We start from the raw sequence: 24,972 nt of genomic DNA, 5'->3' as shown, positions 1-24,972 counted from the left end.
GACTCTCCAATGATCTCGAAATCGGAATACGCTCACCGGCTGAAGCGTCTGCAAGACAGAATTCGCGACCTAGATGTATTCATCGTTACTTCGCGCGAGAGCATCTACTACCTGACCGGCGCAGGTTTCGAGCCGTTGGAACGGCCGTTCTTCCTTCTCGTACCGAGCAGCGGCTCTCCCACGCTGCTGACGCCGATGCTCGACCTCGATCACCTCGGTAAGGCGCACAATATCAGGCCGGCGAACCTGAAGGCCTATTGGGACTACCCGGCGCCCCATGGCAGAGGTTGGCGCGAGACATTGCTGGAGTTGATCGGCTCGCATTCGGCCATCGGCGTCGAAGCGAGCCTCCGCATGGAGATCCGGGCCGCACTTCCTCACGAGGTACAGGTGCTGCCGCTCGTCGAGGAATTACGGCTGATCAAATCGCCGGCCGAGATCGAAATGATCCGCCGCGCAGCGCGATATGCCGATACTGCCGTGCAGCAGCTCATCGCAGCGGCCTATTTCGGTTCAACAGTCGCCGAAGGGATCGCCCGCACCCGACACGTGACCGCCGCGATGATCCGCGAAACATCCGATTTCGAACTGGCCGACTCCAACGTTCTCATGGCGACCTGGGCAGCTCCCCAAAGCGCTCAGCCCCATTCCATCCCCGCGCTATCGGACAGAACCCTCGAGGGTCCGCACGTAGCGCTCGCGCTGACGCGCTGCAACGGCTACGCTGCCGAGTGCGAGCGGACTTTCTTCACCTCAAGACCGCAAGGCTGGTCGGTTGGCGCCTTCAAGGCGATGATGGCTGCGCGCGAGCTCGCAATTTCCCTCGTGCGTCCTGGCATTCCATGCGCGGAAGTCGACAAGCGCGTAACGGATTTCCTGAAAACCGAGGGGTATTCCGGCGACGAGGCTCGCCTGCACCGGGTCGGTCACGGGTTTGGCCTGGGTAACCACGAGGGCCCGTGGATCTCGGAAGGAAGCCAGGAGACTCTGCAGGAGAACATGGTGATCAGCATCGAGCCCGGCATCTACGACAAGCGAGAGGGCGGCGTTCGTCACTCGGACACGATACTGGTCACCCGAGACGGCGCGGAAATGCTGACAAAATTCCCTGACGGACTGGATGATCTCATTGTAGGTGGAGCGAGGCTTAGCGCCCGCATCCAGGGGGCGCTCGTCAAGCGCGCCCTGAACGTGCAGCAGAGGGCCGCGATCAGTTGAGGCGACGATAATCCCGTGGAGACTGGCCAACGACGGATTTGAAGGATCGGCTGAAATGCGAGGGATCCTTGAATCCGCAGTCGAGCGCAACTTCCAAGATGTCGGCACGACGATCCAGCAGCTGTTCCTTGGCCCACTCGATCCTCTTGACGAGCGCATATCGAGCAGGAGATAGGCCCGTCGACGAACGGAATTGGCGCGAGAAGTGAAACGGACTCATTCCGGCTTCCCTGGCCATCTCGTGCAGCGATACGCCGCTCGCGATTCTGGAGGCGATGAGATCCATCACCCGTCTGAGCTGCGCTGGACGCAAGCCGGACGCCGAATGCGGCAGGCTATTCCGCGTGTATTGTTGCAGCAGATAGGCCAGCAGGGCATGTGTGAGCCCGTTGGCAAACTCAACGCCAAAGCGGCCGTCCTGCTGCATGGCCCACAGCAGTTGATTTCCGATCTGAAGAATCCTGTCGTCGCGCGAGTAGAGCGGATCGACGAAACGGATCCTCTCCTCACTATCGATCATTTCCGCGATAGCGGTCCTTGGGATCATGCAGTGGAGCAAATCGAAGCCGTCGTCGGTGGACCATTCCCGTTCACAATCCGGATCGACAATTCGCACCGAATTTGCGGGGATCGGTCCAGCCCAGATCTGACGTCGGTCGACGAACGATCGGGCCTTCATAGGCTTCAAGACGAGCGACAGGAGATAGTGGTTCGCTCGCGGAGCCTTCTGACTGAATGGACTGCCCGCCTCCGTTCGCCGCCAACGAGCGAGGCTGATGCCGGATTTCGGCAAGGGCTCAAGAAATGCCGCCGGAGGCATACCCCATCTGGCTGCGATCTTGGCCTCAGTCACGGATGTCATTTCCGAAACTCCATATTTGCCCTCGGCGATCTCTGAACGTCGTTGAGTGAGGGAGACATTGCGCATCCCTACTCTACGTTCAGGGCGGGAGAACCCCGGGGGCAAAACAAGACGAAAATTACGTGCTCCGAGACGGTCTACTACGTAGATTTCAAAAGACAAAGTGGAATGTTCCGCACGTTCTGCGCCATAGCCGAGACCGCCCTACCGTCCCAGTTTCGCACCAGAAACGACGACACCGAAACGCAACGAAAGCGATCGAAAGCAAGCAAAATTATAGCAAGACCAACGAACCCGACCAATATACCGCCGCTCATAACGATCTGGTTGCAAGTTCAATTCCCCGGGCTTCCCGTGTGTACAATCGGTTGCGGGTGAGTGGAGGCCCGGCGGATGGGGTGCGACACCAGGAACGCACCAATTTGCGGTAAGTCGGGTTGCTTCGAGATCGGACTGGTGCCGCGCCTCTTCGTGCATCGGATAGGTGTTCTGCTTCCCCTCTCGGGGCTCTTAGTCAGAATTGCCCGTCCTTTGCGCGCGAAAATCTGCGACAAGCTTCGACCTGGCAAGTTCGTCTCTGATTTGGGAAGTCTGGCGATGATAGATGTAGGTCGCTTGTGACCGGACAAGTCCCACGAACTGCGCTTGGAATCCATACGACTGCCGCGGCTGTCGAGATTGAGGCCCTTAATGTCGAAACGAGTCATGCAGCCTACGGCTGACACGATCGACCCATCTGCGCCGCTACGTCTAGATGTTGCCGCCAAAATAGCCTTCCCGGATGGATCTATGACCGCTTCTGGCCTGCGAAGAGAAGGCGCTAGAGGTCGACTGACTCTCGAACGGATCGCGAATAGAGACTATACTACCCTTGAAGCTATCAAGGCCATGAGGGAGTTATGTCGCGTCCAAGCAAAGGGATCAGACTCTACAAGAGAAAGGCCCGATACCGAGACGGAAAACTTGTTCACCAGGCGGTCTGGATTATCAAAGATGGAGATCGCCACATCGCCACGGGATGCGTTGCAAGCCCGACTGAAACGAAACCGCCTCGAGAGGCAGAGCAGGCCCTAGCGGATTACATCGCCGAAAAGTATCAACCCGAACGCCGCCGGCAGGATATCGAGGATATCGACTGTGCTGACGTACTGTCGATCTATCTGACCGATATTGGCGAACCGAGCGACCAGTTCGAGATCGGAGCTAGGATTGACCGCCTCAATGAATTCTGGGGCGGCAAGAGACTGTCCGCGGTCAATGCCCAGACCTGCGCCGCATATGTCAGGCATCGTGGCAACCGCGGTGGTGCACGCCGGGACCTGGAGACATTTCGTGCTGCCATCAACCATCATGCGAAAGAAGGCTTTCACCGGGGCTTAGTGCGCGTATCACTTCCGCCGAAGGGAGTTCCGCGCGACCGATGGCTTACGCGACAGGAAGCTGCGGCGCTTATTTGGCATTGCTGGCGGCATCGAGAGAAGCAGACGATCCATTCAGGAGCGTCGAAAGGTGATCCGGTCAGCACGAACCGTCGGCCACTGAGACATGTGGCCAGATTTATTCTGATCGGCCTTTACACTGGCACTCGGGCTGGGGCTATTGCGTCAGCCTCGCCGTATACGGAGCGGGACCGCTCTTACGTCGACCTTGAGCACGGGATATTCTACCGAAAGCCGATCGGGAAGCGTGCAACCAAGAAGCGCCAGACTCCAGCGCCCATACCCCCGCGGCTGCTCGCCCACCTGCGGCGGTGGAAAGATCGCAAGCTGATCGCCACGTGCTTCGTCGAGTTCAACGGCAAGCCAGTCGCATCGGTAAAGAAGGGGTTCAGCAGAGCCGTCGGGCTGGCTGGCCTGCCCGGCAAAGTCACCCCGCATACCTTGCGCCATACCGCCGCGACCTGGCTGATGCAGCGGGGCGTATCAATCTGGGAAGCAGCCGGGTTCCTAGGAATGTCCCCGGAGATCTTGCAAGACACCTATGGCCACCATCACCCCGACTACCTGCAAGGTGCGGCGGTTGCGATCGGTCAAAAGGGCTTCAATGTTTCGGTGGCCAAAACGGTGGCCAGCCCCATCGAAGATCGTACGCAGGAGAGAAACTCTGGGAAAAAATGGTCGGAGCGGCAGGATTCGAACCTGCGACCCCTGCGTCCCGAACATAGGGCTCCACCTATCCACCATTGATTTTATTGGGCTTTTTGACGACTCTGAACCGCGATCTTCCTCATTTGTTCACGCTCAATCTGTACCCAATCTGTACCCCAGCCTCATCGTCCACCATCCGTTCTTTGGAGCAAATCATGACCAAAACCATGATGGCAATCGCCATGCTATTCGTCACTGCTGCTCACGCCGAGAGCCCCTATCCCACCCCGAGCCGCGACGGCCGTGAGCGGATCGAGCGCACCGGCACCTGCCCTACGGGGTATGTTGGAAAGGGGGACTTCTGTGAAGCCCTCCACCAGGACACGCCCAGGGCCTACCCTGTGATCCCGGGCAAGCCCTGCCCGTCCGGCACCTTCCGGAGCGGAGACGCATGCAAGAGCTTCCGCTGAACTTCAGCGTCGATGACTTCCGCGTTGGCCGGTCACTGGCGGACAAGCTGATAGCGACCTGTCAGCCTGCCGAGCTTTGGGACGACCTTGACGCACTGTCCCGTGAGCAGTGTCACGCACTCGATACAATCGCCTTCGAGTGCGTGACCTGCAATCACTGGTTTGCGGTCACTGAGCGACGCGAGGTGGAAGGAAGGTGGAAATGCAGGGAGTGTGTGTGACCGAAGAAAGGAAGCCGAAACCATGAGTGCCACTGACATGAGCAAGAAACTGATCAAGATCGGCGACCTAGTCCAGCAGAAGGTCTGGGACAGCGGCGATCCCATCCCCGAGGAGCATCACCCCTCCCCCAAGCGGGTCACTGACCTGACTGGCGCCTATCTGGTTCGCGTCGAGGGCGCGCGTGACTGGCAGGCAGGATCTCAGTTCGAGACAATCGGATGAAGGTCGCCTTCGTATCCTGCGTGAAGACCAAGGCAGACCGGCCGACGTCCGCCAAGAACCTCTACATCTCGCCATGGTTCAAGCTGGCGAGGTTCTGGGCCGAGCGGAATGCCGACGAGTGGTACGTGCTCTCTGCCGAGCACGGCGTGCTGCATCCGGACGATTGGGCTGTCCCATACGAGAAGACGCTCAACTCGATGCCGCTCATCGCCAGGCGCATCTGGGCAGACGAGATCGACAGAGAGATCCAGAAGCGCGGCATCCGTGGCGACACAGCTGTCTTGCTCGCCGGAGTGCGCTACAGACAGTTTGTTCACGGCCACCTTCTCCAGTATTTTGGAGCCGTTGAAGTTCCGATGTTCGGACTGACGATGGGCCGGCAGCTGAGCTGGCTCGCCGAGAGGACTTGAAGATGTCGAAGATGATGTTGTTGCTTGCTGCGGCTGCTGCTCTTACCGCCTCCCCGGCCAGCGCATTCTACACCGAATGCACGGCCATCAAGGAAATCGAACTGCTCAACCGGCCAGACGGTAGAACTGATCCCAGGTTCGAGCCCGTGGCGAAGGGCGACAAGGTTGCCTTCCGCGACGAGTATCAGGGCTGGTGGTTCGTCATTCACGACGGCACCTATGGCTGGGTCCAGAAGAGCGACTTGACGAAGTGCAAGAAGATGGACGGAACGCCATAATGCGAGTCCTGGTCTACGGCGGTCGGGACTTCGTCGATAGAAGATGGCTCTATCGCGTTTTGGACGAGCTGGATGCACGTTCAACCATCAGCTGTATCATTGAGGGTGAGGCGACTGGAGCCGATAGGATGGCCCGGGAATGGGCCAAGAGCCGCGGTGTCCTGTTCGATCCGTACCCAGCTGCGTGGAACGACATCACCCGCCCCGGCGCCGTGGTCCGACGCAACAAGGCCGGCAAGCTGTATGATGCAGCTGCCGGCCCATTCCGGAACGAGAAGATGCTTCGCGAGGGTAAGCCGGACTATGCGGTAGGCTTCCCTGGCGGGACCGGCACCCGGGACATGACGATCAGGTGTTGGGAATACGGACTCGCCCCTTTGCTTCCGAAGACCACCTGATCAGGCTTGGCACTGAGACAGCAACGATGACGTTGAGAGCGATATATATGGACCCCGCGGCGGTCGGCGCGCTCACCTCGTTGATTGGCGGGACGATGCACCAGTTGTAGCAGACGGCGCCGAGCATGGTCACGACGATCGCCGCCCATAAGCCCCAGACAATCCCGAAGCGGCTGTGCAATCGCCGCTGCTGCTGGCAGGGCCGGACTTGACGGTGAAGCGGCTGCGGAATGCGACAACTCCGGCCGGGCTGCTTACTGGCGCGGCACCATCAGCGAAATCGAGATCCATACGGCACATGGGCTTTTCGAGCAGGTCGCGGATCCACGACGGCTGTTCATTTTTTAAGATATGCTGATCAAGGACTTCCTCTGCTGCGACCCAGAGCGCATCCACGCTTCTTAGGACCCGCAAGAGGTGGTTGGACGTCATCAAAAAATCATCCCCATCCAAGGACTTCGCCTGGTAACGGCCGTCTTCAGCCGAAATTTCGTAACCCCGATAACAAAAAGAACGCTTCATGGTGTTCCGCCGCCAGACCATAGCCGAGACCCCAACGTCCCGGTTCCGTCGTTTGCATTAGCTAGGCTTGCGGCAAAATGCAAGTTTTCACCGCGGCCACAATGCTATTCCGGCAGGAACTGAAAACATCCAAAAACCCAGTATTTCCGGCTTGAAAGCCCCTTCATCGGGTTCCAACCCAAAACTTGCTTGTTTGCATTTTGTATTGTATTGCAAATCAACAACGCAAATGGAGAGGCAAGGTGTTTAGCCGGTTGATGCTGGGTTGCTGTTCCGCCGTGAGTCCCTGCTCCCATCAGCAGCGCGATCCAAATTCGATCTGCGATATCTGCTGCCAGGCGTCCCGAATCGCTCCGGTCGCTGCGCCAGTTAGGACCGAGATCAAGCGCAACAACCTCGACTGGGATCGCTACCACCTGCGCGTGGCTCGCGAGATCGCCAGCGGATCGAAGGACCCGAGCACGCAAGTCGGCGCGGTGATCGTCCGACCGGACAGAACGATCGCGGGAACCGGATACAACGGCTTCCCGCGCGGAATCGCTGACACCTTCGAGCGCTTGCATGACCGGGACACCAAGATCGCCCTGGTCATCCACGCTGAGATCAACGCGGTGCTGACTGCTCGTGAGCCGCTCCACGGCTACACGCTCTACACCTGGCCGTTCCTCACCTGCGACCGCTGCGCCCTCCACATGGTGCAGGCAGGCATCAAGCGCGTCGTCGCGCCTGAGCTGCCGGAAGACAAGCGCGAACGGTGGAAGGACTCGATGGCAAAGTCACGCTCGATCTACGACGAATGCGGCATCCAGTGCGACATCATCGACCTGCCGGAGGACGAAGATGTCGCATGACCGCGGCTGCCCGTGCGGCAACGAGCGATGGGATTTTCGTGAGTGCGCCATCCGCAAGGGCGATGACTGCTATCGTTACCATCTCGTCCAGAACTGGGAGCCTCCTAAAACGAAGCCCCGCATCCGAGTGAAGGCAGCTACGGAGCGCGTCGATGCGACTTGAAGACTGGCCCCTGGCGCAGGTCCGCGTGAAGTGCGCGCAATGCAACCGCGAAGGCCGTGTGAGCAAGGTCAAGCTGCTGGAGCGCTTCGGTCACGACCGCGAGATGTTCGTGGTCAGGGCCAAGCTAACGGAGCCGACCTGCGACCGCAAGGACAAGAAGCAGCCCTGCATGTCGATCCTGCCGGATGCCATGCTGGTCCAGGCGATCCTCGCAGAGCGCAAGGAAGACGTGCTCAAGCCAGAGCTGATCGAGGAAGCGATGCAATATCAGCCGCGGTGGCTGAAGGAGGAGGACTGATGAAGCTGACGAGCAGGGAGAAGTTGGCCTTGAAGGACGCTGTCGAGCGGCCCGGCGGTTGGGGACTCTTCAACCCGAAGACGACCGCGAAGCTGGCGGAGCGCGGCTTCTTCATCAAGGAGAATCTGAACGGCTACGGCATGCAGTGGCGGATCACCGATGCCGGCCGCGCAGCGCTCACAGAGGCTGACGTATGAAGGTCGGCGACAAGGTCGAGAAGATCAAGGGGTACAAGTGGCCGGGCGTGGTCGTCTCGATGTTCTCGACACTCAAGGGCAAGCCACGCCTGGTTGTCGAGTGTACCGTCCCTGAAGTCGGAGGCGCGCTTCACATCTACAATCCTGAGCAGCTCCGTCTGATCGATTGACGACCAAAAGTTGACAGCCCTCGCCTGCTCTGGCATTTGCATGAATGCAAAGGATATAAATGCAAATGCCAGAGTTCCAACTGAGCCCTCTCCTGAGACACCACTATGGCCTGGCGAAGATCGACCCGCCGTGGACGTTCCAGACCTATTCAGAGAAAGGCAAGGGCAAGTCGGCTGAGCAGCACTACGAGTGCATGTCGATCGACGACATCTACGAGCTGCCGATTGCGGAGCTGGCGCACCCAGATGGCATGTGGGTTTGGCTCTATGCCACGGGCGCGATGTACGACGAGGCTCGCGAGTGCCTCAGGCGCTGGAACGTCAAGTACGTCACCCAAGGCGTCTGGGTGAAGATGACGAAGGACAACAGCCGGCCGACCTTCGGCACCGGCTACGTCTTCCGCAACTGTCATGAGCCGATCCTGATCGGCAAGGTTGGCAAGCCTCGCGTTCATGCCCGCGACATCCGCTCTGCCATCTTGAGCCCGCGCCGCGAACACTCACGCAAGCCCGAGGAGGGATACGTCAACGCTGCCAAGATGGCAGGACCGTATCCGAAGGCGGACATCTTCGCGCGCCAAGAGCGGCCGGGATGGGACGCCTGGGGCCATGAGGTCACGAAATTCAATTCCGAGCTGGTCGGTGAGCCGGCTCTGAACGTCGCTGGCGAACCAGCAATCCTCGCAGCTTAACCAGGAGATCGAAGTGAAGAGAGCAATCTCGGCGCTGCTCTGCGCCGCTGCCTTGGCCGCGACAGTCAGTACGGCTGAAGCTCGTCCCCGTCATCATCATCGCCAATACCATCACCAGGCGGTCGTGCAACAGGAGGAGCAGAGCGTCTTCGGCGGCTTCCAGAATGGTCTGCAGCATGGTTTCGGCGCCGGCAGCAGCTTCGTCGAGCGCGCTCGTCAGTTCGTCGGTGAGACGGCCCATCAGGTCGGCGTCCGCAGCACCCTGTGGTGCTCCGCCTTCCTGCGGAAGATCACAGGCGCCACGGGCGTGGATGATCGCGCCCTCTCATGGGAGAGCCACCGCCGTGTCGCGCCCCAGGTCGGAGCTGTCGTGACCATGGGTCGCCGCGGCGGCGGGCACGTCGGCATCGTCTCCGGCTTCACCGCGAAGGGTGATCCGATCGTCATCAGTGGAAATCACGGGCACCGAGTGGCGGAGAGCGTCTATCCGCGCCACCGCATCCGCACGTGGGTGTCGCCAACCTAAGGAGCAGAGATGCCGATAAAAAGGATGGATTGGATCACGAGACAGGACCTCCGGGGCAACCCGGAGGCAGTCTTCGTCTTCGGCGACAACATGGAGCGCCGGGGCTACGGAGGTCAGGCGGCGGCCATGCGCGGCGAGCCCAACGCGATCGGCGTAGCCACGAAATGGAAGCCCAGCATGTCCGCTGCGGCGTTCTTCGACGACAGCATCGAGTGTCAGGTGGCGGTGATGCAGGACCTGAAGAAAGTCCAGGACGCGCTCGACGCCGGCAAGACCGTCTACGTGCCAAAGGACGGCATCGGGACCGGGCTATCCCGCCTGTTTGCCACGGCGCCGAACCTCGATCGCTTCATCAAGCGGTGGTTCGAGGATCGCGAGAAGCCGCACGGATTCGGTCGCTGCCCGACCTGCGGCTAGCCTGGCCACGTGATGGAGAAGCGGCCCAACGGCGACACGATCTGCATCGAAGGCCACAAGCATCCCTCATCGGAGTTTCGCTGATGTCAATCGACCTGACGTGGAGGCCAGGACCTGAGTGCCTCGCCCACTGGGCAAAGGTTCGCGAGAAGATCCAAGCGAACCCGACCATGATCAAACCTCAGTCACTCACTCATGTGCGCGCGTCAGTTCTCGAAGCTGAGCTGCTCAAGTTGAAAGCTGAGCTTCGCAAGCTGTCTGAATAAGGGGCGATTGCTCACATGACGATGTTTCTGACCAGAGGAGATGCGATCCTCTTCCGGACCGACGACTTGATCTCGGAGCTGGAGTCCCGGGGCTTCAAGGTGCTGGCGAAGAGCGCGTCTCGTCCCGCGCTGTCGTGGCATCGGACAGAGCCCTTCCCCAAGGGATTGGACTTCAAGGCTGAGGCCACGGAGAAGATTCGCGGACAGCTCACGGCCGCAGATCTCGAGTTTCGCACAAGGCCGCACATGACGTGCTCAATCAGCGACGGAGAGCTAGTTGAGACGACCGTCCATTCCGCATACCTGAGGGTGTTCCGATGAGCGCCGCAGCAGCCCACAGGCGCGAGATGGCGCACAAGATCTGGCGTGGAACGTTGACTGGATGGAGCCGGCCGACGTGGAGGCTGACGAAGAAGGATGAGGCCGCGATTGTCTACTGGGAGAAGCACGGCCACATCGAGCAGGCGAACTACGTGATGCGGCTCACGGATGCTGGTCGAGCTGCGCTTCTGGAGCCATGGCCGGCCGGATGCCATTCTCCGAACTCGTGCTCGCGGCACCGCAGCTGCATGTACACCGGCTGCCAGCACGCGGGCAGCGCTATCCTGCAAGCCGACATCGACAAGGCGATTGAGCTAATCAGTCCGAAGGCTTGAGGTGATCCTGCTGCGAGATCAGCTGCGGCAAACAGCGTTGAATACGCTGGAGAAAATCCCGCGGGGAGATTACGGTGCCGGGGTATTGCGGATGTTGCGAAGCGGAGACAATGAGGTACAAATGGGAAGAGTCAGCTCGCTTTTGCCGAACTATTGAGCGAAGTGCATGTTGATAGGGCATATGCTCTGTCTACTTTGCGTTGCGGAGGAGGACAAAAATCGTGTCATCTTCAGCACGCGAGGCAAGCGCTCGCGCAAAGCACCTCAAGTCAATACGGAGAAAGTATGGAAGCAACAATCGGACTAACGCTTGGACCGGTCGACATCACCGGAACCGGATTGCCCGGAACCGGTGCTGCCGTCGTGATCGTGATCGCGATCATCATCTACCTGATCAAGGCAAGACCCAGCATCAGTCTTAATCTGACCTGATGTCTGACCGGAGCGCTGGCGGCTGGACCCCGTCAGTGCTCTGCGGTCATTGTGCACGACCACTGACCGTCTGCAAGGCCGATGAAATACGAGCACGGGAGGGTGACGCGCCCCGGCCACACCTCGGCTGGGCGATAGGCCCTCGCGCGATCACAGGTGCCGCGCGATCACCGGCTAGGTCACCCAGACGCAGCAGGCAATGATCACGACGCACGTCGTGACCAACGGAACGATGCTGCCCGCGATGTCGCCGTCCGACATGGCGTCTCGCAGCTTCCGATCGCGGTGCAGGTCCATCAGCAGCATGAACATCCAGGCGTTCAAGTCAGATGCTCCAGAGCTGCGATGTCCTCATAGATTTTCTGGCACCAGGAGGCGAAGCGCTTGATGTGGACGGCAAAGAACCTGCGCACCAGGTAGGAACGCACGACCGAGATGACGGTGAACGCCAGCGTGATGCCCACTGACGCCCCGATCTTCACGGGGGCGCCGAAGAGCGGGAGGAGCACGAAATTCACCGGAACGGAGGTGACAAAGCCGATCAGGGCGTTCGTCACCACCTCAACCAGGGACATCACCCGGGACTGCTCCATCAAACCGCACGCCGAAGCTTCAACGCACCCCGCATTAGCGAATCGACGTTCTGCTTCAGCTCATCCAGAGACCCGTTGTTGTCGATCACGAAGTCGCACATCCAGGGCTCGATCGTGAGCGAGGTACGCGGCTCGCGATACTCCAGGCGTTCGCATGCGTCGATCCAGATCGATATGTCGAACACCCTCGCATTCCGCAGGGCGTGAAATTCGCGGGCATTTCGGTTGCCCACATAGAGGTCGTATTCGTTGAAGATCGCACGTCCCAGCGTGGTGAGATCGGCCTTGTTGGACTCAGCGATCAGATCGAACCATATCGCCCGATGGCTCGCCCGGTCATCGTAGCATTCCTGCACCGATGCATACTTGCCGGGATACTTCTCCTCGAACCACGGAAACACGACACGCTCGGCCATGAACCAGCTCGACGAGACAAACGTAGCGCCGTGCTCATCGCGCAAGATCTCGGCGGCCGTGTCCTTGCCATGCCGACCGTGGCCAACCACCATCATGCGATACGGAAAACTCATCAGAATCTCTTCCCCTTTTTGCATTCATGCAAATCGTCAGGCAGCAGAAGCCGCTGGCATGCGGATGACAGGCTTCTCCGGACGCCACTTGCCCTTTTGCAGCGTGATCAGCGCCCGCTTGCCGTCCTGATACTGGACGACGTGCGAGACGGCCCAGCCGGAAGGTCCCTTGTTGTAGCCATGCCGCAGGTTCATCGCGCCGGCCACGTACACGCCCTCGTTGATCTCAGGGCTGTGCTTGTCGCCGATCGTCATCTTGCGACCCATGCGGGCGAAGCCAGCCACGGTGCCCTTAGCGCCGTTCGCGCCGCGGAAGCCGTGGTTGCCGACCTCGATGCCGTCGATCAGATGGCTGTAGCCGTCGTGGCACCAGACCACCCTGTCGCCGAGCTGCGGGTACTTCATCCGGATGGCGTATTCGAGCAGCGAGAAGCGCGGGATCGGCAGATCGTTGTCGATGGCGTACGAACGCTTCTCGACGTGCGCCATGTAGGCGTCTTCGAGCTGCAGGCCGAAGCGCAGGTTAGTGCCGTGCCCGCGATAGCGAGCCTCGCGGACGTACTTCTCCAGCGCGATGTCGTGGTTACCCTCGGCAACGATGCCCTGGCTGTCATCACCGATCGTGCGGTGCAGGAAGTCGCCACACTGGTCGACCTCATCCTCCACCCTGTCACGCCCCCGGAACGCCATCTCGTACTGATAGGCGACGTCGTGGACGTGGTGATGGTTGCCCGGCTCGTTGTCGAAGATGTCGTGGTAGATCCGGTACTGCGGATTGAGTACGTCGGTGAGGCTGTTGCGATACCGGGCGATGTTGCCGCGCATGTCCCAGCCAAACGTCGCCATGGTGTTGGCGGCATCGAGCTTGCGGACATGGATGTCGGCATAGGTGATCGCCCGAGCGCGGTGCCCGGTCGTGACCTCGCCATCCGCCACATGGGCGTCGAGATCGTAGAATGAGCCGTCCTCGTTCGCCGTGATCTGCCGGCAGAAGACGTCGCCGTCGCCATCGAACTGGACCACGGTCGCCCCGATGACCTGGTGGAAGATGGATTTCACGCCCGCCTTGCGGGGGATCACCTTCGGCCGGGTCACCGCGCCGGTCGTCATGACCTGGTGCGCCTGGATGTTCGGATCGGTGGATGGAACGCTCTTCAGCTGACGCTTGGCGTGCGGGAAAACGGCCCAACGGCCCCGGCTGTAGGTCACGAGATCCGAGATCGGCTGCGACGCGGTCGGCAGCGTGTTCATCTCGCCGCAGAACATGAAGTTGTCGCCGATCTTCATCTGGCCGAAGCACAGATATTCCGTCAGCTCGTTCGAGTACGCGCGGGCGGTTGGGTTGTTCTCGGCCCACCACTGGGTCTCGTAGGTCCACGGACCGACGACGATCTCGGCGTTGATATGCGCCGCATAGACCAGCAGGTTGGCCCAGAACTCCTCGTGCAGCAGCGCGTCGTTCTGAGCGCCCGTGAAGATGAAGTTGCGGTTGCGGGCGTTCCGGATCGGTGCGACACGCAGGGTGTCGGTCATCCAGGTCCGTGGAGTCCCTTCCTTGGTCACGTAGCCGCGCAGCTCGCGGTCGTATTTGCGGACCAGGTAGGAGTCGATGATGATGGCTTCGGGGTTGATGACCGGATAGCGGGATCTGGTGATGAGGTTGGTCACCTCCACCGACAGATCCTGGGCGCGCATGTGCGCGTGGTCCTCGGCGGACAGCTCCTCGCCAGCCTCATCGGCGCCCCGGGTCACGGTAGCGGCGGGCTGCGGCGGGATGTAGAGAGACCAGTCGACAGCGAAGTGCTCTTTGCGCTTTCGCTTCAGCGCCTCTTCTGCGCGGACCCAGTTCGGGTAGTTGATGCCTTCGCGGCGCTCCGCCGTCTTGGTGGCTGACGCAAGGCCTCCGCGCGAACCCTGAGGATGATATCCGAGCCGCAGCAGATCCTCGATGACCTGCTTTCTCCGGGCGCGCTCGTCGTTCGATAGTGTCATGGAACCCCAAAAGTCGGCGGGAAATCGTAAATTTGCACTATCACATAATTTGCATTCATGCAAATGACAGTGGGTTTCGCATGGCTTTGAGGCGCCCCCCCCGGGGGGGGGGGATGGTAATTTCCATGGCTATCGACTGGCCGGGATGCCAACCATTTACGGGCGATATGCCTCTTGCAAATGGCAAGGATTCTCCGCAACCATAACGCGGGCACCAGTCTTGGTGCCACCAACCAGCCCTGATTCGAAATCGAGAGCGGTCCAGTTCTATGGCGTTGGACGACGATATTGAACGGCTTGGAATGATGTTTGTGCTGTCGGGACCTTCAGGTGCCGGAGTGACTACGCTGTCGCGCCTTCTGATCGAGCGCATACCGAGACTGCAAGTGTCGGTGTCGGTAACGACCCGCCCGATGCGTCCCGGCGAGATCGACGGTCGCGATTATCAGTTCGTCGACCGCGCGCGGTTCGAGGAGATGGTCAAGCGCAAAGAGCTGCTTGAATGGGCGACCGTGTTTGATAACCGTTACGGCACGCCGCGGGCGCCGGTCGAAGCGGCGCTGTCGGCAGGCCAGGACGTGCTGTTCGACATCGACTGGCAGGGCACGCAGCAGCTGCGGGAGACGGCGCGGCAGGACGTCGTCAGCGTTTTCATCCTGCCGCCGTCAACTGCCGATCTTGAGAAGCGGCTGCACATCCGCGCGCAGGATTCCCAGGAGGTCATCCAGGCGCGCATGAGTCGCGCCGGCAATGAGATGAGCCACTGGGCGGAGTACGACTACATCGTTGTCAATCGCGATCTCGATGAGGCGTTCGCCGAGGTGCAGTCGATCCTCAAGGCCGAACGTTTGAAGCGCGAACGGCGTATTGGACTGCGAGATAAAATCCGCGCTATCGGTACCGGGGTCGTAGAAATCACGAACTCTCCGCCTGATCGCGAGACTCTCACCGCGGATGCGGATACACTTTCGGCCGACACAGTCGAAACTTCGCCCAGTGATCTTGCCAGCGCAGACCAGGGCGCTGGTGTCGTGGCCCTGACCGCCACCAGTCACGCCAGGGTTACAGGTGGTGCTCTCCCAAGTAGCGAGCCTCGCGGTGGGGCCACTCATGTGGTTACCTCAAATGGAGCTGACGCAGCTCAGTTGCGGGAGGCGGCCTTTGAGTCGCTGCAAGCGCGCGTCGCTGTGTTGGAAGCCACCCTATTAGCTCGACCTGCCGGAATTGGTCACAACCGCGGCCCGAACAACGACAACGAGCCGGGTGTCGATGAGGACGAAATTCAAGCGTTTATTTCTCGCCTGAAGGACCAGCGCGCAACCGCGCCGGTTGAGCTGCCAAAGCTGATCGAAGCAGCGCGAGTCGCCGATCCGGCAGTCAACAAATGGCGAGAGCGATTAGATGATTTTGTGAAGGGCGCGCTGAAAGGAGCAGGCTTCGCTACTGGGAAAATAGTTGGCGAAAAGCTCGTGAGGGCTGCGTGGGTTCATTCTGTTTATTCGGCCCTTGAAGCTGTGTACGAAAGCCTCAAACATTGGTTGACTTGGTTCTAGTACCCACAATCGTTTAAAGCAAAACGGGGCCCCAGCTCGAAAGCCAGGGGCCAGTCGCCGACTTCTTAAGCGTTCGGCTTGAAATTCAGGAACTTCATGATCCTATCGACCATGACGTCGGGGAGTTTCATCACCTGATCGGAGATGTCGTCCATTCGGGCGGTTAGGCGACTCTCGATCGCCTGCACAGTCTCCCAGGAGGCGTACTCCTCGGCGACCTTCAGCTTGAAGGCTGCAAGTTCCCTCTCGTTCTGGAGGGCCTTCTTGGCCGCCTCGTCGATCTTCCCGTCCACGCGCCACCAGACGCCCAGGATGAGGCCAACGGCAGCGATGAAGGGGCCGGCAACGCTGACGATGCCTTCCATGGTGATGGCGTCAGCGGGAGGGGTCGGCGCGACCATTATGTTGTTCCAATCTGTAGAGCGTCGATCTCGGCGAGACACTCGGCTACGCCGTCGATGCGGATGTTCGCGGTGATGAGGGCAGCTCGGTAGCGGGCAATGATCGCGACCTTGTCCATGCCCGGAGCGATCGGCGGCAGAGCCACCTTGTGAGCGACCTTCTGGCACTCTGCCAGGCCGTCCGGCATCGCCCAGGGGACGATGTCACCTGATGTCAAGCAGCCAGCGAGAATCAGCGGGAGACAGATGAGCGCCGCCGCTCGCAGGGCGCTTCGCAGGTTGAGGTGCATGCATCTTTGCCTTGGTTTTGGGGGCCGGCTCGGGCGGCGAAGCGAGCTGTTCAGCCGGCAGCACCGGACATGCAGGGGCGTTCGCCCTCGCCTGCTCCGCAGCTGCGAGCTGCAGCTTCACAGAGCCGAGTTCCCGTTTGAACTGCTCGATGGTTCCCTGCTGGCTAGAGACGCCCACGTGATGGGCAAGGCCGAGCGCGGTGATAGCGAGCAGAACAGCCAGGCTGATCTGGCCCTCCTTTGAGGTGGGATAGTCCGGGACGGCCTTCGCCTTCTCCCGGACCGTGGGGATGAGCCCCACGATCTTCTCGATGATGGACATGATCACCTGTTGAGGTTCTGGCCTGTCTGGTGATCCTTCAGACGGGCCTCGATGACATCGCCGTAGCAGCGCCACAGCACGAACCCGACGACGATCGCGCCGACCCACCAGTACGGCAGGAAACCGACGACGACGTCGTTAGCAGAGTCCAGGATGCCCTTGGCAACCCGCACCTGGCTGACCACGTCCCTGGCCTTGTCGAGGACACCGGCCGTGTTGGCGCCGCCGATCGCTCCGGCACCGACGATGATCTTGGTCAGCGTGGAGCCTTTCTGGGCCGCCTTGATCGTCTTGGAGCCGGCGGCGGCCAGATCATCGGCCGTAGCGTTTGCGCGCTCAGGCGAGGCCGGACGGGGCGCTATGGCCCTATCCAGCGCGTCCGTCGTCTCAGCATTCGGATGACCGGTGACCTTCAGGCCCTCACGCCTCTGGAACGACGCGCAGGCGCCCGTGGTGAGATCGCCCCAGTCGCCATCAACATTTCCGACGTTGTAATTCAGGCCCTTCAGCTTCTGCTGGTAGACGAGCGTGATGGCCTTGCCAGGCTTGGCCTCATAATTCCCGCTCGCCAGGCGCCGCTCCCAGGCCGTGTTCGCAGCCTGCATGCGCGTGTCGTAGTGGTTCTGGGCGTAGCCAGAACCGTTGTAGCCCCGAGCGAAGCTGGTGAAGTCCTTGGCGATCAGGAACCGGTCGAGCTTCGTGTGCATGATCTCGCGGCACAGTGCATCCACCTGCTCGGCGATACCCCGCGACAGCTCGGCGACCATTGCCGTGGCATTGGCGTATTTCAGGCCCTCAGCGTTGAAGCCCATGGTCTGGCCGAGACCCCAGGACGCCGCCCGGTTGGCGACCTCCTCGTCGATCTGACGCGCCCTGGCGATCAGCGACAGGCGGCCAGCCGACTTGCCCTGATCCTTGTACTGGGTCTTCGGCGACCACTTCTGGATCGCGAGGCCGGCGGCGATCGCGGACTTCAGCTTGCTTGGCTGATGGGCCTGCATCTCGGAATAGAACTTGTGGCGCTCGAACAGCAGCGTCGGGGTGTGATTGTCCTCCTCGAAGGGCTTCCCGGACGTTTCGCACTCGACGACGGCCAGCAGCGAAGATGCCGGCCAGCCGTGCTGGTTCGCCGCCGCCACGATGGCGTCGATGATCTCTTGACTGAACATGTTGGATTCCGTGGTTTAGGGAGCCGCGTTGCCGCTTCCGGGCGCTCCGGGAAGCACACCGCCCATCGGCTCTCCGGGCATGGGTCTGAGGAAAAGGTCGTCGGCGCGGTCGCTGTAATCGACACCATCGCCAGGGGCTCGGCACTGCAGGCTGGAGCGGATGCCGGTGCTCTTGATGTACGTGTGGGTTGCCTTCTCAACGACGTAGGAGCCGTTGATGCCGTCCCGCATGTTGGTCACAAGGATCGTCTGCGCGTCGCGGATCCAGGGATCACCCTTGGCGAGATCGAAGATCGCCTCGACGGAGGCGCGCTTGATCGCCCCGGCCTTTGCAGCCGCGGCAGCCTCAGCCTCCATCTGAGAGTTGAAGATCTGGCCGATAGTGAAGGGATCGCCATCGCCGCCGGGAAGCGCGGACGAGATCCATCTCCGGATGTGCTGATTCTTATCCCAGTAGGCAGCCTTCACTTCAGACGCATCATTTCGGCCCGCGTAGCGGATGCGCCACGTTCCGAAGTGCTCGGGATGCAGTACCAACGTCGGCAATGCGACGCCGCTGACGCTCTCGGTCGAGTCGCGCGGGACGAAAACCAGGTTGCCGTCAGCCACCTTGCCAACGGCGCCGAACATGCGCTCCAGCTCGTGGATCATGTGCAGGTTACTGACCTGCTGATTCTTGAATGGGATCTGCCGGCCAGCCAGGTCGCTTGGGATCGATAGCTGAAGTCCGGATTGTGAGGCCATCTCGCCGAGGATGTCGCCAACAGTCTTGTTGCTGAAGTTGGCGATCTGCGGTGCCTTCTTGATATCGTTGAAGCCGGTCGATGTGCCGGTGAGCTGGATGCTCCGCGGCATACCTTCGAAGATGACGTCGTCAATCGTATAGGTTCCGAGATAAGCTAGGCCGATCTCCTTGTAGCCCAACCAGACCTGGATCATTTCTCCACCGAACGGCCTGGCAATGCGCCAGTCGCGGTCATCGAGTTCGATCTCGCATCGGTCGCCCTCGCCCCCGCCGGACGTCAGGTCAACCTTGATCTTGGTGGTCCGATCATTGAAGTGATCGGTGATGTCGATCCCGCCTTTGTAGATGCGGTAGATCGGAGTGTAGCCAGTGGCCACGTACGCCTCCAAATGCAAAAGGCCGCCCAATGGGGCGGCCAGACTGATCAGGGCTTAGACTGCCTGCGAAACCTGCTTCGCTCTTGCACCAAGTCGAAGTCAGCCTAAGAAAGCGATCTACCTACCGCCCCCAGAGATCTGGTGGTCGCGTATAGCGTGCGCGGCGTCGATCGTATTTTTGATCCTTTCTTGCTCATGTCGCTCCCAAGTTTGGTTACCAGTCTCGCGCGGTCTAGCATCCGGACTATCACTTCCGACATACGCCACCGAGCCAGATGGTCCTCTGTTTGAACGACCTCGGCCCCTCCCGGATTGCGTTGGCTCGTTAGGCCATGTTGGAGAGAGGGAAACGCTTCCTGGCTTGTTAAAGCCGAGAATCGAAAACGGATCCGGAGATACCTTCTCACACTTGCAGCTACAAAACCTGCCACTCTCCGAGGCCGTACAGAAGTCCGGACAGGATAGCACACAGATTTTTTGGGCTGCGGCCGGTCCTTCAGATGCGATTAAAGACAAAACAAAGCAGACAATTGCAATTATCCTCTTCATTTTCTTCTCCTGAGCTACCTAACAGCATGCCTATTGCGCGCACACCTATATTCGCGAGTCAAGGAGCTTTAGATAGACCACAATGTATTAGTCCCAGAGGAATAGCTGCGGAAGGACAGGCACCGCGGCGACCTTCACCGGAGGCTCCGGGAGGTTGATGCTGACGCCCATCGGTAGAACGATGCCATATAGCTCGATGCCGTCGTTCTGCTCGAGGACCCATTCCACGAGACGGTTGTTGGCCGAGCCGTACCGTGCGTAAACGATGCGATCGAGCCGGTCGAACATCTTGGTGACGTAAATCGACATCATGTGGCCCAGAAATCTTGAGCAGCTGCAGTGTTCAGGTCGTCGCCATACCGCGTCAACTCCAGCTGGAAGTCGATCTTGTGCGCGATGCCGATCGTGCCGATCTTGGACTCCACGGTGCGAAGCCGCTTGATGACGAAGTTGCCAAGGTTCTCGCTGCCATACGAAAGAGAACCGCCAGGCTGCGACAGCGGATAGAAGCGCGCCAGAATGTAAGGCTTACCTGATCGGCCGGCCTGATCGAGCAGCTTGATGGTTGAGAGGCCGCCGAAGTGATACGGATACATCCGACCTTCGACGACGATGTTCTCTTCTCCAGGCCCAGTGAACTGCATCGCGGGATCGCGCGACAGGCGGTCGTTAGAAACCCAGGTGAACTGTCGATCGCGCTGCAGCTGCTCGAAGCCGGGCGTGTCGTTGTTCGGCAGTGGGACGTAGAAAAGGATCACATTGTCGCTCGCGTTGGGTTCGAGCGAACCCAAACCCATGAGCACAGACGCCATAGAACCCTCTCAAAATGAAAAGGCCCCGCCGGATGGCGAGGCCTCTATCGGTGGAAGTTGTGTCCCGGCCCCGTAGGGCCAGGCGCATTAGGTGTATTCGGACTCGCTGTCGTGAGCGCGGTAGTTCATGGACTCGTCGATGCGGCGCTGGACCAGAAGCGCGAGAGATTCAGGATCATGCGAACCACCGTTGATGTGGATCGCGACCTGACCGCCTCCGCCCATGCGAACATCACCAGCGCCAGCACCCGGAGTAGCGGGCATCGGCACCTTGCTCGTGGCTGCGCCGGCAGACGGGACCTTGGAGGTCTCGCCAGCGATGCCCTTCTCGATCATCTGGCGATAATCGCGAGACCGCTTGTTTCCGAGCCATTCGGTGAACTCGTTGCCGCCGTAGTTCACGGTCGGCAGCGCGGGCAACCCCTTACGACGCCGCGTGACGGTGCCGTTCGGATCGGTCGGCAGTCCCTGGTCGGTAAAGCCACCGATCTTGTGGCTTCCGGCGAGCGCCTGCTGCGTATAGCGATCGTACTTCGCAAACAGCTTCGGATCGTTCTGAAGCTTCCGGATTGCCCCCGGCAGCTCATGACGCTTGATCGGCCCGTAGAACTGGAACTTCGTGTTCGGAAGACCGTCCTGGCCTGCACCGAGGCCGTGACGAAGCGACTGCCCCGTCATGTCCATGCGGTTCATCAGAGCCTCAATCGTTCCGCCGCCGCTCGCGCCTTCGGTCATCTGCATGGCCGCGAGGTGCATCCTCAGGGTCGGATCGTTCTTCAGCTCCTCAGCGAACCGAGCGCGCCTTGCCTGCAGGAACTCAGAGCCGGCCAGGCCAGCTCCGACACCGTCGTCGGCTGACGATCCTCCCCCGCCGCTGAAGCTGGGAACGTTGCTCGGGCTGATGATGCGTCCGTTCGAACCGTTTCGAATGAGTCCGCCGCCACGATGCAGGATCGAGCCGCTGGAGCCGACACCGAAGTCAGGCAGAATGCGGCCAGGCGTGCTGCTGAACAGCGCGGTAGGGCTGCCGCTACCAGACCCGAGGGCCATGATGCGACCGCCGGAGCCACCGCCTCCAAGAGACGATGCAACAGCACTGCCAGTTGAGCCGATGCCGCTGCCGATGAAGGCAGCCTTCTCGACGTTGCCGCCGAGCTTCTTCAGCTGGTCCGTCAAATCGTCGACCTGGCTGGTGCGACGACGACCGGAGAAGTCGGTCGGGCCGGTGTAGCTCGACCGCTTCAGCAGTTCCAGGCGCTTGAGGTACTCCTCGGTGCTCTCTCCGGGCTTCATCGCCGGAGGCGGCACCCAACCCTTGCCCTTGAACTTGTTCTCGCCCTTGGGCTGACCCCTGCTCTTGCCGGCCTCCTTCTGGAGGGCGTCCATGTCCTCGGCGCTGTTGTCCGCGCGGCCATCACCCATCATGATGCCGCCGAGCATGCCGCCGGTGAGGCCACCAACTCCGAGCTTGGCGAGCATCGCCAAGACAGCCTTGCTGACCACGCCCTTGCCAACGCCCTTGAGCGCAGCGCCGATGGCGACGATGCCAACGACCAGCGATGAGAACACGCTCATCACCGGGGCCAGCGCCGTCAGTGCGACCACCAATGCGGTGATACGGCCGGCGAACTTGCCGATCACCTCAGGATCGGACGAGTTCTGTCCGAACATCTGGAGGATAATCTTTCCGGCAGATCCGATCGCCGAAATGATCGAGGTGATTCCTTCAGCGAGGCCCTTGCCGAATTTTCCGATGTTCTCGGCGCTCCAGCCACTCTGGCTGCCAGGCTTTCCGAAGACCTGATCCAGGAGATCTCGGAGGGTCGCTCCCTTCTTCCCGGTGAAGCCCTCGATCAGACCATTGATGAACGCCCTCAGGCGCTCCTTCATGCCGCCGGTCTTGAGCGACTCATACATGTCGCCAGCCCAGACGCTGATCTGCTCGATGAACGGCTTCAGCGTGTCACCGATCTCAGCCTTCAGAACCTTCCAAACCGCACCGAGGCGGTCCATCATGTTCTCAAGGCCCTTCTGGTATTCCGCCCAGGCCCGGTTGATCCCGTTGTTCTCTGGGTTCTCGGCCGCCGCCCTGCGGGCGATCTTCAGGTTCTCCCACATGTTGCCCGGAGCGTCGATCATGTTCTTGATGATCGGTCCGAACTCAGAACCGAAGAAGGCATGCAGCGCCTGGCTGCGCTTTTCGAGATCCTTGATGTTGCGGAAGGACTCGATGATCTTGAACAGACCTTCGTCGGGGTTGTCCTTCAGCATCGCACGCATGTTTCCGAGCGAGCCGAAGCCGAGTCTGGTGGGGATCGACATGAAGAGGCGATCCTCTTCAGTCCGATGACCCTTGCTGTTGATCATCTTGCGCTTCATCTCCAGCTCGGAGAACTGCTCTCCAAGGTGGGACAGGAAGCGCGACGCCTGACGTGCCTGAGCGCCGGCCAGGATTGCGGCGTTGCCGAATGCCATGGTGCCGACGTCGGACATGCCAACCGATGCACCAGCACCGAGACCAGATCGCAGGAACGACAGGGTTTCAGCGGGGTCGGTCGCGGTCTCTGCCGCGAGGGTCGATGCGATGTTGAACTTGCGGGTCAGCCCCGTGATATCGTTGCCCTGCATGCGGCCGGAGCCGATTTCCTGGGCAACCGCACGGCCGATGGCCGTCATCATCTCGCTGGGATCGATGCCGAAGCGCTTGGCGGTCTTGAACGACATCTCCGCGGCAGCCTTGGACATCCCCTCAGGGACGCCAGCCTTCGACGCCTCGACTGCTCCGCCCATCAGCGTGCCAGGGTCGATACCCATCTTGACAGCAGTGGGGAGCGCCCAGTTGTCACGCAGGTCTCGTGCATTGAGCTTGGACTGGTCCATGTTCATGCGCGCGGAGGTCTCAGCCGCGTCGACGTTGACTGCGGCGCGGACCGCTGACCTGGTCCCCATGGCGAGGCCGGCTGCAGACAGCGCGCCTCCGATGCCGACCGTCCGTCCAATGCTGGACAGGCGGCCCGGGACTTCACGGACGCGGTTGAAGCCACGCCTCAGGCCACGACGAACGCGAGCGCGCTCCTCAAGCGCCTGCTTCTCAGCACGAGCCCGCTCACGGGCTGCCTGGCGCTCCTGGCGCTCCAGCTTCTCCAGGTGCTGCTTCTGCTCCCTGGCCGCCTTAGCGAGCGCACGCTTCTTCTCAGCCTCGGATCTATCGGACAGCCGCTTCTTGGCTCGCTCCATCACCTCGTCGCGGCGCTGCTTTGCCAGCTCAAGCCGGCTCAAAGCCTGATGATGCCGGGATACAGCGCGCTGATGTCTCTCGTGCTCCTGCATGTAGACGTATCGGAACGCTCGTGCGTATCCGACCTGGTCGCGGAGCTGACGCGCCAGCTCGGCGCGCTTCTTGCCGGTCGACTTCTGGAAAGCGCTGACCGAGTTGTTGATGTCGTTGGTGATCTTGGTCCAGACCGTGGTGTTCATCCGCCCGAGCATCTTCTGCTCGCGAGCCCAACGCTTCTGTTCTTCGGTCAGGCGGTTGAAGCCCTTCTCGGTGACCTTGAGCGCCTTCTGCGCTTTGCTCTGGACTTCGGGATCGACGATTGATCCCTTGATCGGGGCTGCAGCGAAGCTCTTCTTGATCTGAGCCTCGAGCTGCTTGATCTGGGTGAGGAGCCGTTTGATATTGGCAGAGGCCTGGTCTTCGGCCGTAAGCCTGGCCCTAATGTCGAGAGTTTCGTCGGCCATCACCGCTCCTGGAGAGGGAAAGGGCGACCCGGGGTTAACGCCCCCGGGCCTTTTGCGCGGCTTCCATCGCTTCCTGATCACGCTTATTCAGGAACTGAACGCCATCGGCGATTAAGAGGAAGTCGTCCCATTCGAGCGCCTCGACGGCGTCAAGCGTCCAGTGGAAGCGCTCGAAGATTGGGAACGAGTCCTCGATTATTCGTCCGATCCGTTCAGCATGGGCTTCAAAAAACTCTCGAACCACGCCTTCATCGGACCGAAGTCCTCGATGTCGATCTCGGCGATGATCTTCTCGTCGACCTCGCACAGATCGGCGAGCGCCTTCTCGAAGGCCGCAACGCTGTCGCGGTCGACGTTCTTCACGAAGTTGCGGAGATCGCGCACCTTCGGCCGGCGAGCCTTGAACTCGATGTAGTTCGCGCCGCGATACTCGAAGGGATGGGTGAGGTTGAACACTTTGATCGTCATTGGCTTGCACACCTATGTGACAGGGAAAGAAAAAGGCCCCGCCGGATGGCGAGGCCTGAAGTTCGGGAGATCT

Annotated in this window: 32 protein-coding genes and 1 pseudogene; 18 read left to right on the top strand and 15 right to left on the bottom strand. The window is 60.6% G+C overall.

Going from position 1 to position 24,972, the window contains the following annotated elements; translation table 11 throughout:
* Window positions 1–9 precede the first annotated feature (9 nt).
* Window positions 10–1,218 (top strand): Xaa-Pro peptidase family protein, encoded by a 1,209-nt coding sequence (locus tag QW887_RS10235; RefSeq protein WP_315754059.1) that lies wholly within the window; start codon window positions 10–12, stop codon window positions 1,216–1,218.
* On the opposite strand, the gene QW887_RS10230 is transcribed toward QW887_RS10235, so the two are convergent.
* Entirely contained in the window at window positions 1,211–2,146 is a 936-nt protein-coding gene (locus QW887_RS10230) for an AraC family transcriptional regulator (RefSeq protein WP_315754057.1), read from the bottom strand. The two genes, QW887_RS10235 and QW887_RS10230, sit on opposite strands and share 8 nt — an antisense overlap.
* An 833-nt stretch (window positions 2,147–2,979) precedes the next feature.
* On the opposite strand from QW887_RS10230, the gene QW887_RS10225 reads away from it, so the two are divergent.
* The 6 genes from QW887_RS10225 to QW887_RS10200 all read left to right on the top strand — a co-directional run bounded on the left by QW887_RS10225 (window position 2,980) and on the right by QW887_RS10200 (window position 6,167).
* On the top strand, window positions 2,980–4,266 hold the full coding sequence (locus tag QW887_RS10225; RefSeq protein WP_316194495.1) for a site-specific integrase: 1,287 nt from the start codon (window positions 2,980–2,982) through the stop codon (window positions 4,264–4,266).
* A 116-nt stretch (window positions 4,267–4,382) separates the two neighbouring features.
* Window positions 4,383–4,637 carry a hypothetical protein gene (locus QW887_RS10220; protein WP_316194494.1) on the top strand — a complete coding sequence of 85 codons (255 nt, stop codon included), beginning with the start codon at window positions 4,383–4,385 and terminating at the stop codon, window positions 4,635–4,637.
* A gap of 243 nt (window positions 4,638–4,880) precedes the next feature.
* Window positions 4,881–5,081, top strand: a complete 201-nt coding sequence (locus tag QW887_RS10215) for a hypothetical protein (RefSeq protein WP_316194493.1) — start codon at window positions 4,881–4,883, stop codon at window positions 5,079–5,081.
* Window positions 5,078–5,491 (top strand): DUF6884 domain-containing protein, encoded by a 414-nt coding sequence (locus QW887_RS10210; protein WP_316194492.1) that lies wholly within the window; start codon window positions 5,078–5,080, stop codon window positions 5,489–5,491. The genes QW887_RS10215 and QW887_RS10210 overlap by 4 nt, the downstream gene beginning before the upstream one ends.
* Window positions 5,492–5,493: 2 nt before the next feature.
* Window positions 5,494–5,769: a hypothetical protein gene (locus tag QW887_RS10205; protein ID WP_316194491.1), complete on the top strand. Its 276-nt coding sequence runs from the start codon at window positions 5,494–5,496 to the stop codon at window positions 5,767–5,769.
* On the top strand, window positions 5,769–6,167 hold the full coding sequence (locus QW887_RS10200; protein WP_316194490.1) for a DUF2493 domain-containing protein: 399 nt from the start codon (window positions 5,769–5,771) through the stop codon (window positions 6,165–6,167). Before QW887_RS10205 ends, QW887_RS10200 begins: the two co-directional genes overlap by 1 nt.
* 129 nt (window positions 6,168–6,296) lie before the next feature.
* On the opposite strand, the gene QW887_RS10195 is transcribed toward QW887_RS10200, so the two are convergent.
* A complete protein-coding gene (locus tag QW887_RS10195) occupies window positions 6,297–6,689 on the bottom strand; it encodes a hypothetical protein (RefSeq protein WP_316194489.1) in 393 nt (130 codons plus the stop codon).
* A 242-nt stretch (window positions 6,690–6,931) separates the two neighbouring features.
* On the opposite strand from QW887_RS10195, the gene QW887_RS10190 reads away from it, so the two are divergent.
* From QW887_RS10190 to QW887_RS10145, 10 genes are all read left to right on the top strand, one after another.
* Window positions 6,932–7,540, top strand: a complete 609-nt coding sequence (locus QW887_RS10190) for a deoxycytidylate deaminase (protein WP_315740162.1) — start codon at window positions 6,932–6,934, stop codon at window positions 7,538–7,540.
* A 152-nt stretch (window positions 7,541–7,692) separates the two neighbouring features.
* The gene (locus QW887_RS10185) at window positions 7,693–8,001 is read left to right on the top strand and encodes a hypothetical protein (RefSeq protein WP_315740161.1); all 309 of its coding nucleotides are present in this window, start codon (window positions 7,693–7,695) and stop codon (window positions 7,999–8,001) included.
* Complete coding sequence (locus QW887_RS10180; RefSeq protein WP_315740160.1) at window positions 8,001–8,198, top strand: hypothetical protein; 198 nt, start codon at window positions 8,001–8,003, stop codon at window positions 8,196–8,198. The genes QW887_RS10185 and QW887_RS10180 overlap by 1 nt, the downstream gene beginning before the upstream one ends.
* Complete coding sequence (locus tag QW887_RS10175) at window positions 8,195–8,368, top strand: hypothetical protein (RefSeq protein ID WP_316194488.1); 174 nt, start codon at window positions 8,195–8,197, stop codon at window positions 8,366–8,368. Before QW887_RS10180 ends, QW887_RS10175 begins: the two co-directional genes overlap by 4 nt.
* Window positions 8,369–8,427: 59 nt before the next feature.
* Window positions 8,428–9,060, top strand: a complete 633-nt coding sequence (locus tag QW887_RS10170; RefSeq protein WP_316194487.1) for an MT-A70 family methyltransferase — start codon at window positions 8,428–8,430, stop codon at window positions 9,058–9,060.
* 13 nt (window positions 9,061–9,073) lie between these two features.
* The gene (locus QW887_RS10165) at window positions 9,074–9,586 is read left to right on the top strand and encodes a TIGR02594 family protein (RefSeq protein WP_316194486.1); all 513 of its coding nucleotides are present in this window, start codon (window positions 9,074–9,076) and stop codon (window positions 9,584–9,586) included.
* Window positions 9,587–9,610: 24 nt separating this feature from the next.
* Window positions 9,611–10,003, top strand: a complete 393-nt coding sequence (locus tag QW887_RS10160; RefSeq protein ID WP_316194485.1) for a hypothetical protein — start codon at window positions 9,611–9,613, stop codon at window positions 10,001–10,003.
* 281 nt (window positions 10,004–10,284) lie between these two features.
* Window positions 10,285–10,590 (top strand): hypothetical protein, encoded by a 306-nt coding sequence (locus QW887_RS10155; protein ID WP_315740155.1) that lies wholly within the window; start codon window positions 10,285–10,287, stop codon window positions 10,588–10,590.
* Entirely contained in the window at window positions 10,587–10,925 is a 339-nt protein-coding gene (locus tag QW887_RS10150) for a hypothetical protein (protein WP_316194484.1), read from the top strand. The genes QW887_RS10155 and QW887_RS10150 overlap by 4 nt, the downstream gene beginning before the upstream one ends.
* Window positions 10,926–11,210: 285 nt before the next feature.
* Complete coding sequence (locus QW887_RS10145; protein WP_316194483.1) at window positions 11,211–11,357, top strand: hypothetical protein; 147 nt, start codon at window positions 11,211–11,213, stop codon at window positions 11,355–11,357.
* 174 nt (window positions 11,358–11,531) lie between these two features.
* Here QW887_RS10145 and QW887_RS10140 read toward each other — a convergent pair whose 3' ends face one another.
* Genes QW887_RS10140 through QW887_RS10125 form a run of 4 tightly spaced genes read right to left on the bottom strand, consistent with a single transcriptional unit; the run spans window position 11,532 to window position 14,472 of the window.
* On the bottom strand, window positions 11,532–11,669 hold the full coding sequence (locus QW887_RS10140) for a hypothetical protein (protein WP_316194482.1): 138 nt from the start codon (window positions 11,667–11,669) through the stop codon (window positions 11,532–11,534).
* Between the two features lie 8 nt (window positions 11,670–11,677).
* A complete protein-coding gene (locus tag QW887_RS10135) occupies window positions 11,678–11,932 on the bottom strand; it encodes a polysaccharide biosynthesis C-terminal domain-containing protein (RefSeq protein ID WP_316194481.1) in 255 nt (84 codons plus the stop codon).
* A gap of 17 nt (window positions 11,933–11,949) precedes the next feature.
* Entirely contained in the window at window positions 11,950–12,504 is a 555-nt protein-coding gene (locus QW887_RS10130; protein WP_316194480.1) for a hypothetical protein, read from the bottom strand.
* 12 nt (window positions 12,505–12,516) lie between these two features.
* Entirely contained in the window at window positions 12,517–14,472 is a 1,956-nt protein-coding gene (locus tag QW887_RS10125; protein WP_316194479.1) for a hypothetical protein, read from the bottom strand.
* 269 nt (window positions 14,473–14,741) lie between these two features.
* On the opposite strand from QW887_RS10125, the pseudogene gmk reads away from it, so the two are divergent.
* Window positions 14,742–15,368 (top strand): annotated as a pseudogene (gene gmk, locus QW887_RS10120) (guanylate kinase); the annotation flags it as partial.
* A gap of 722 nt (window positions 15,369–16,090) precedes the next feature.
* Here gmk and QW887_RS10115 read toward each other — a convergent pair.
* The 9 genes from QW887_RS10115 to QW887_RS10075 form a co-directional block, all read right to left on the bottom strand.
* Complete coding sequence (locus QW887_RS10115) at window positions 16,091–16,426, bottom strand: hypothetical protein (RefSeq protein WP_316194478.1); 336 nt, start codon at window positions 16,424–16,426, stop codon at window positions 16,091–16,093.
* Window positions 16,426–16,614, bottom strand: coding sequence for a hypothetical protein (locus tag QW887_RS10110; RefSeq protein ID WP_316194477.1), 189 nt, complete (start codon window positions 16,612–16,614; stop codon window positions 16,426–16,428). Before QW887_RS10110 ends, QW887_RS10115 begins: the two co-directional genes overlap by 1 nt.
* A gap of 16 nt (window positions 16,615–16,630) precedes the next feature.
* On the bottom strand, window positions 16,631–17,038 hold the full coding sequence (locus QW887_RS10105; RefSeq protein WP_316194476.1) for a hypothetical protein: 408 nt from the start codon (window positions 17,036–17,038) through the stop codon (window positions 16,631–16,633).
* A 2-nt stretch (window positions 17,039–17,040) separates the two neighbouring features.
* Complete coding sequence (locus tag QW887_RS10100) at window positions 17,041–18,207, bottom strand: N-acetylmuramidase domain-containing protein (RefSeq protein ID WP_316194475.1); 1,167 nt, start codon at window positions 18,205–18,207, stop codon at window positions 17,041–17,043.
* Between the two features lie 15 nt (window positions 18,208–18,222).
* Window positions 18,223–19,329 carry a hypothetical protein gene (locus QW887_RS10095; protein ID WP_316194474.1) on the bottom strand — a complete coding sequence of 369 codons (1,107 nt, stop codon included), beginning with the start codon at window positions 19,327–19,329 and terminating at the stop codon, window positions 18,223–18,225.
* Window positions 19,330–19,965: 636 nt separating this feature from the next.
* Complete coding sequence (locus tag QW887_RS10090; RefSeq protein ID WP_316194473.1) at window positions 19,966–20,190, bottom strand: tail protein X; 225 nt, start codon at window positions 20,188–20,190, stop codon at window positions 19,966–19,968.
* Window positions 20,187–20,690 (bottom strand): phage tail protein, encoded by a 504-nt coding sequence (locus QW887_RS10085; protein WP_316194472.1) that lies wholly within the window; start codon window positions 20,688–20,690, stop codon window positions 20,187–20,189. Before QW887_RS10085 ends, QW887_RS10090 begins: the two co-directional genes overlap by 4 nt.
* A gap of 87 nt (window positions 20,691–20,777) precedes the next feature.
* Window positions 20,778–24,512 (bottom strand): hypothetical protein, encoded by a 3,735-nt coding sequence (locus QW887_RS10080; RefSeq protein WP_316194471.1) that lies wholly within the window; start codon window positions 24,510–24,512, stop codon window positions 20,778–20,780.
* 114 nt (window positions 24,513–24,626) lie between these two features.
* Window positions 24,627–24,899, bottom strand: coding sequence for a phage tail assembly protein (locus tag QW887_RS10075; protein WP_316194470.1), 273 nt, complete (start codon window positions 24,897–24,899; stop codon window positions 24,627–24,629).
* Window positions 24,900–24,972: the final 73 nt, after the last annotated feature.

The organism is Bradyrhizobium sp. SZCCHNRI3052 (assembly GCF_032484895.1).
Lineage (GTDB): Bacteria > Pseudomonadota > Alphaproteobacteria > Rhizobiales > Xanthobacteraceae > Bradyrhizobium.
Note: the sequence above shows the minus strand (reverse complement) of the source record. Positions and strands in the feature narration are given on the sequence as shown.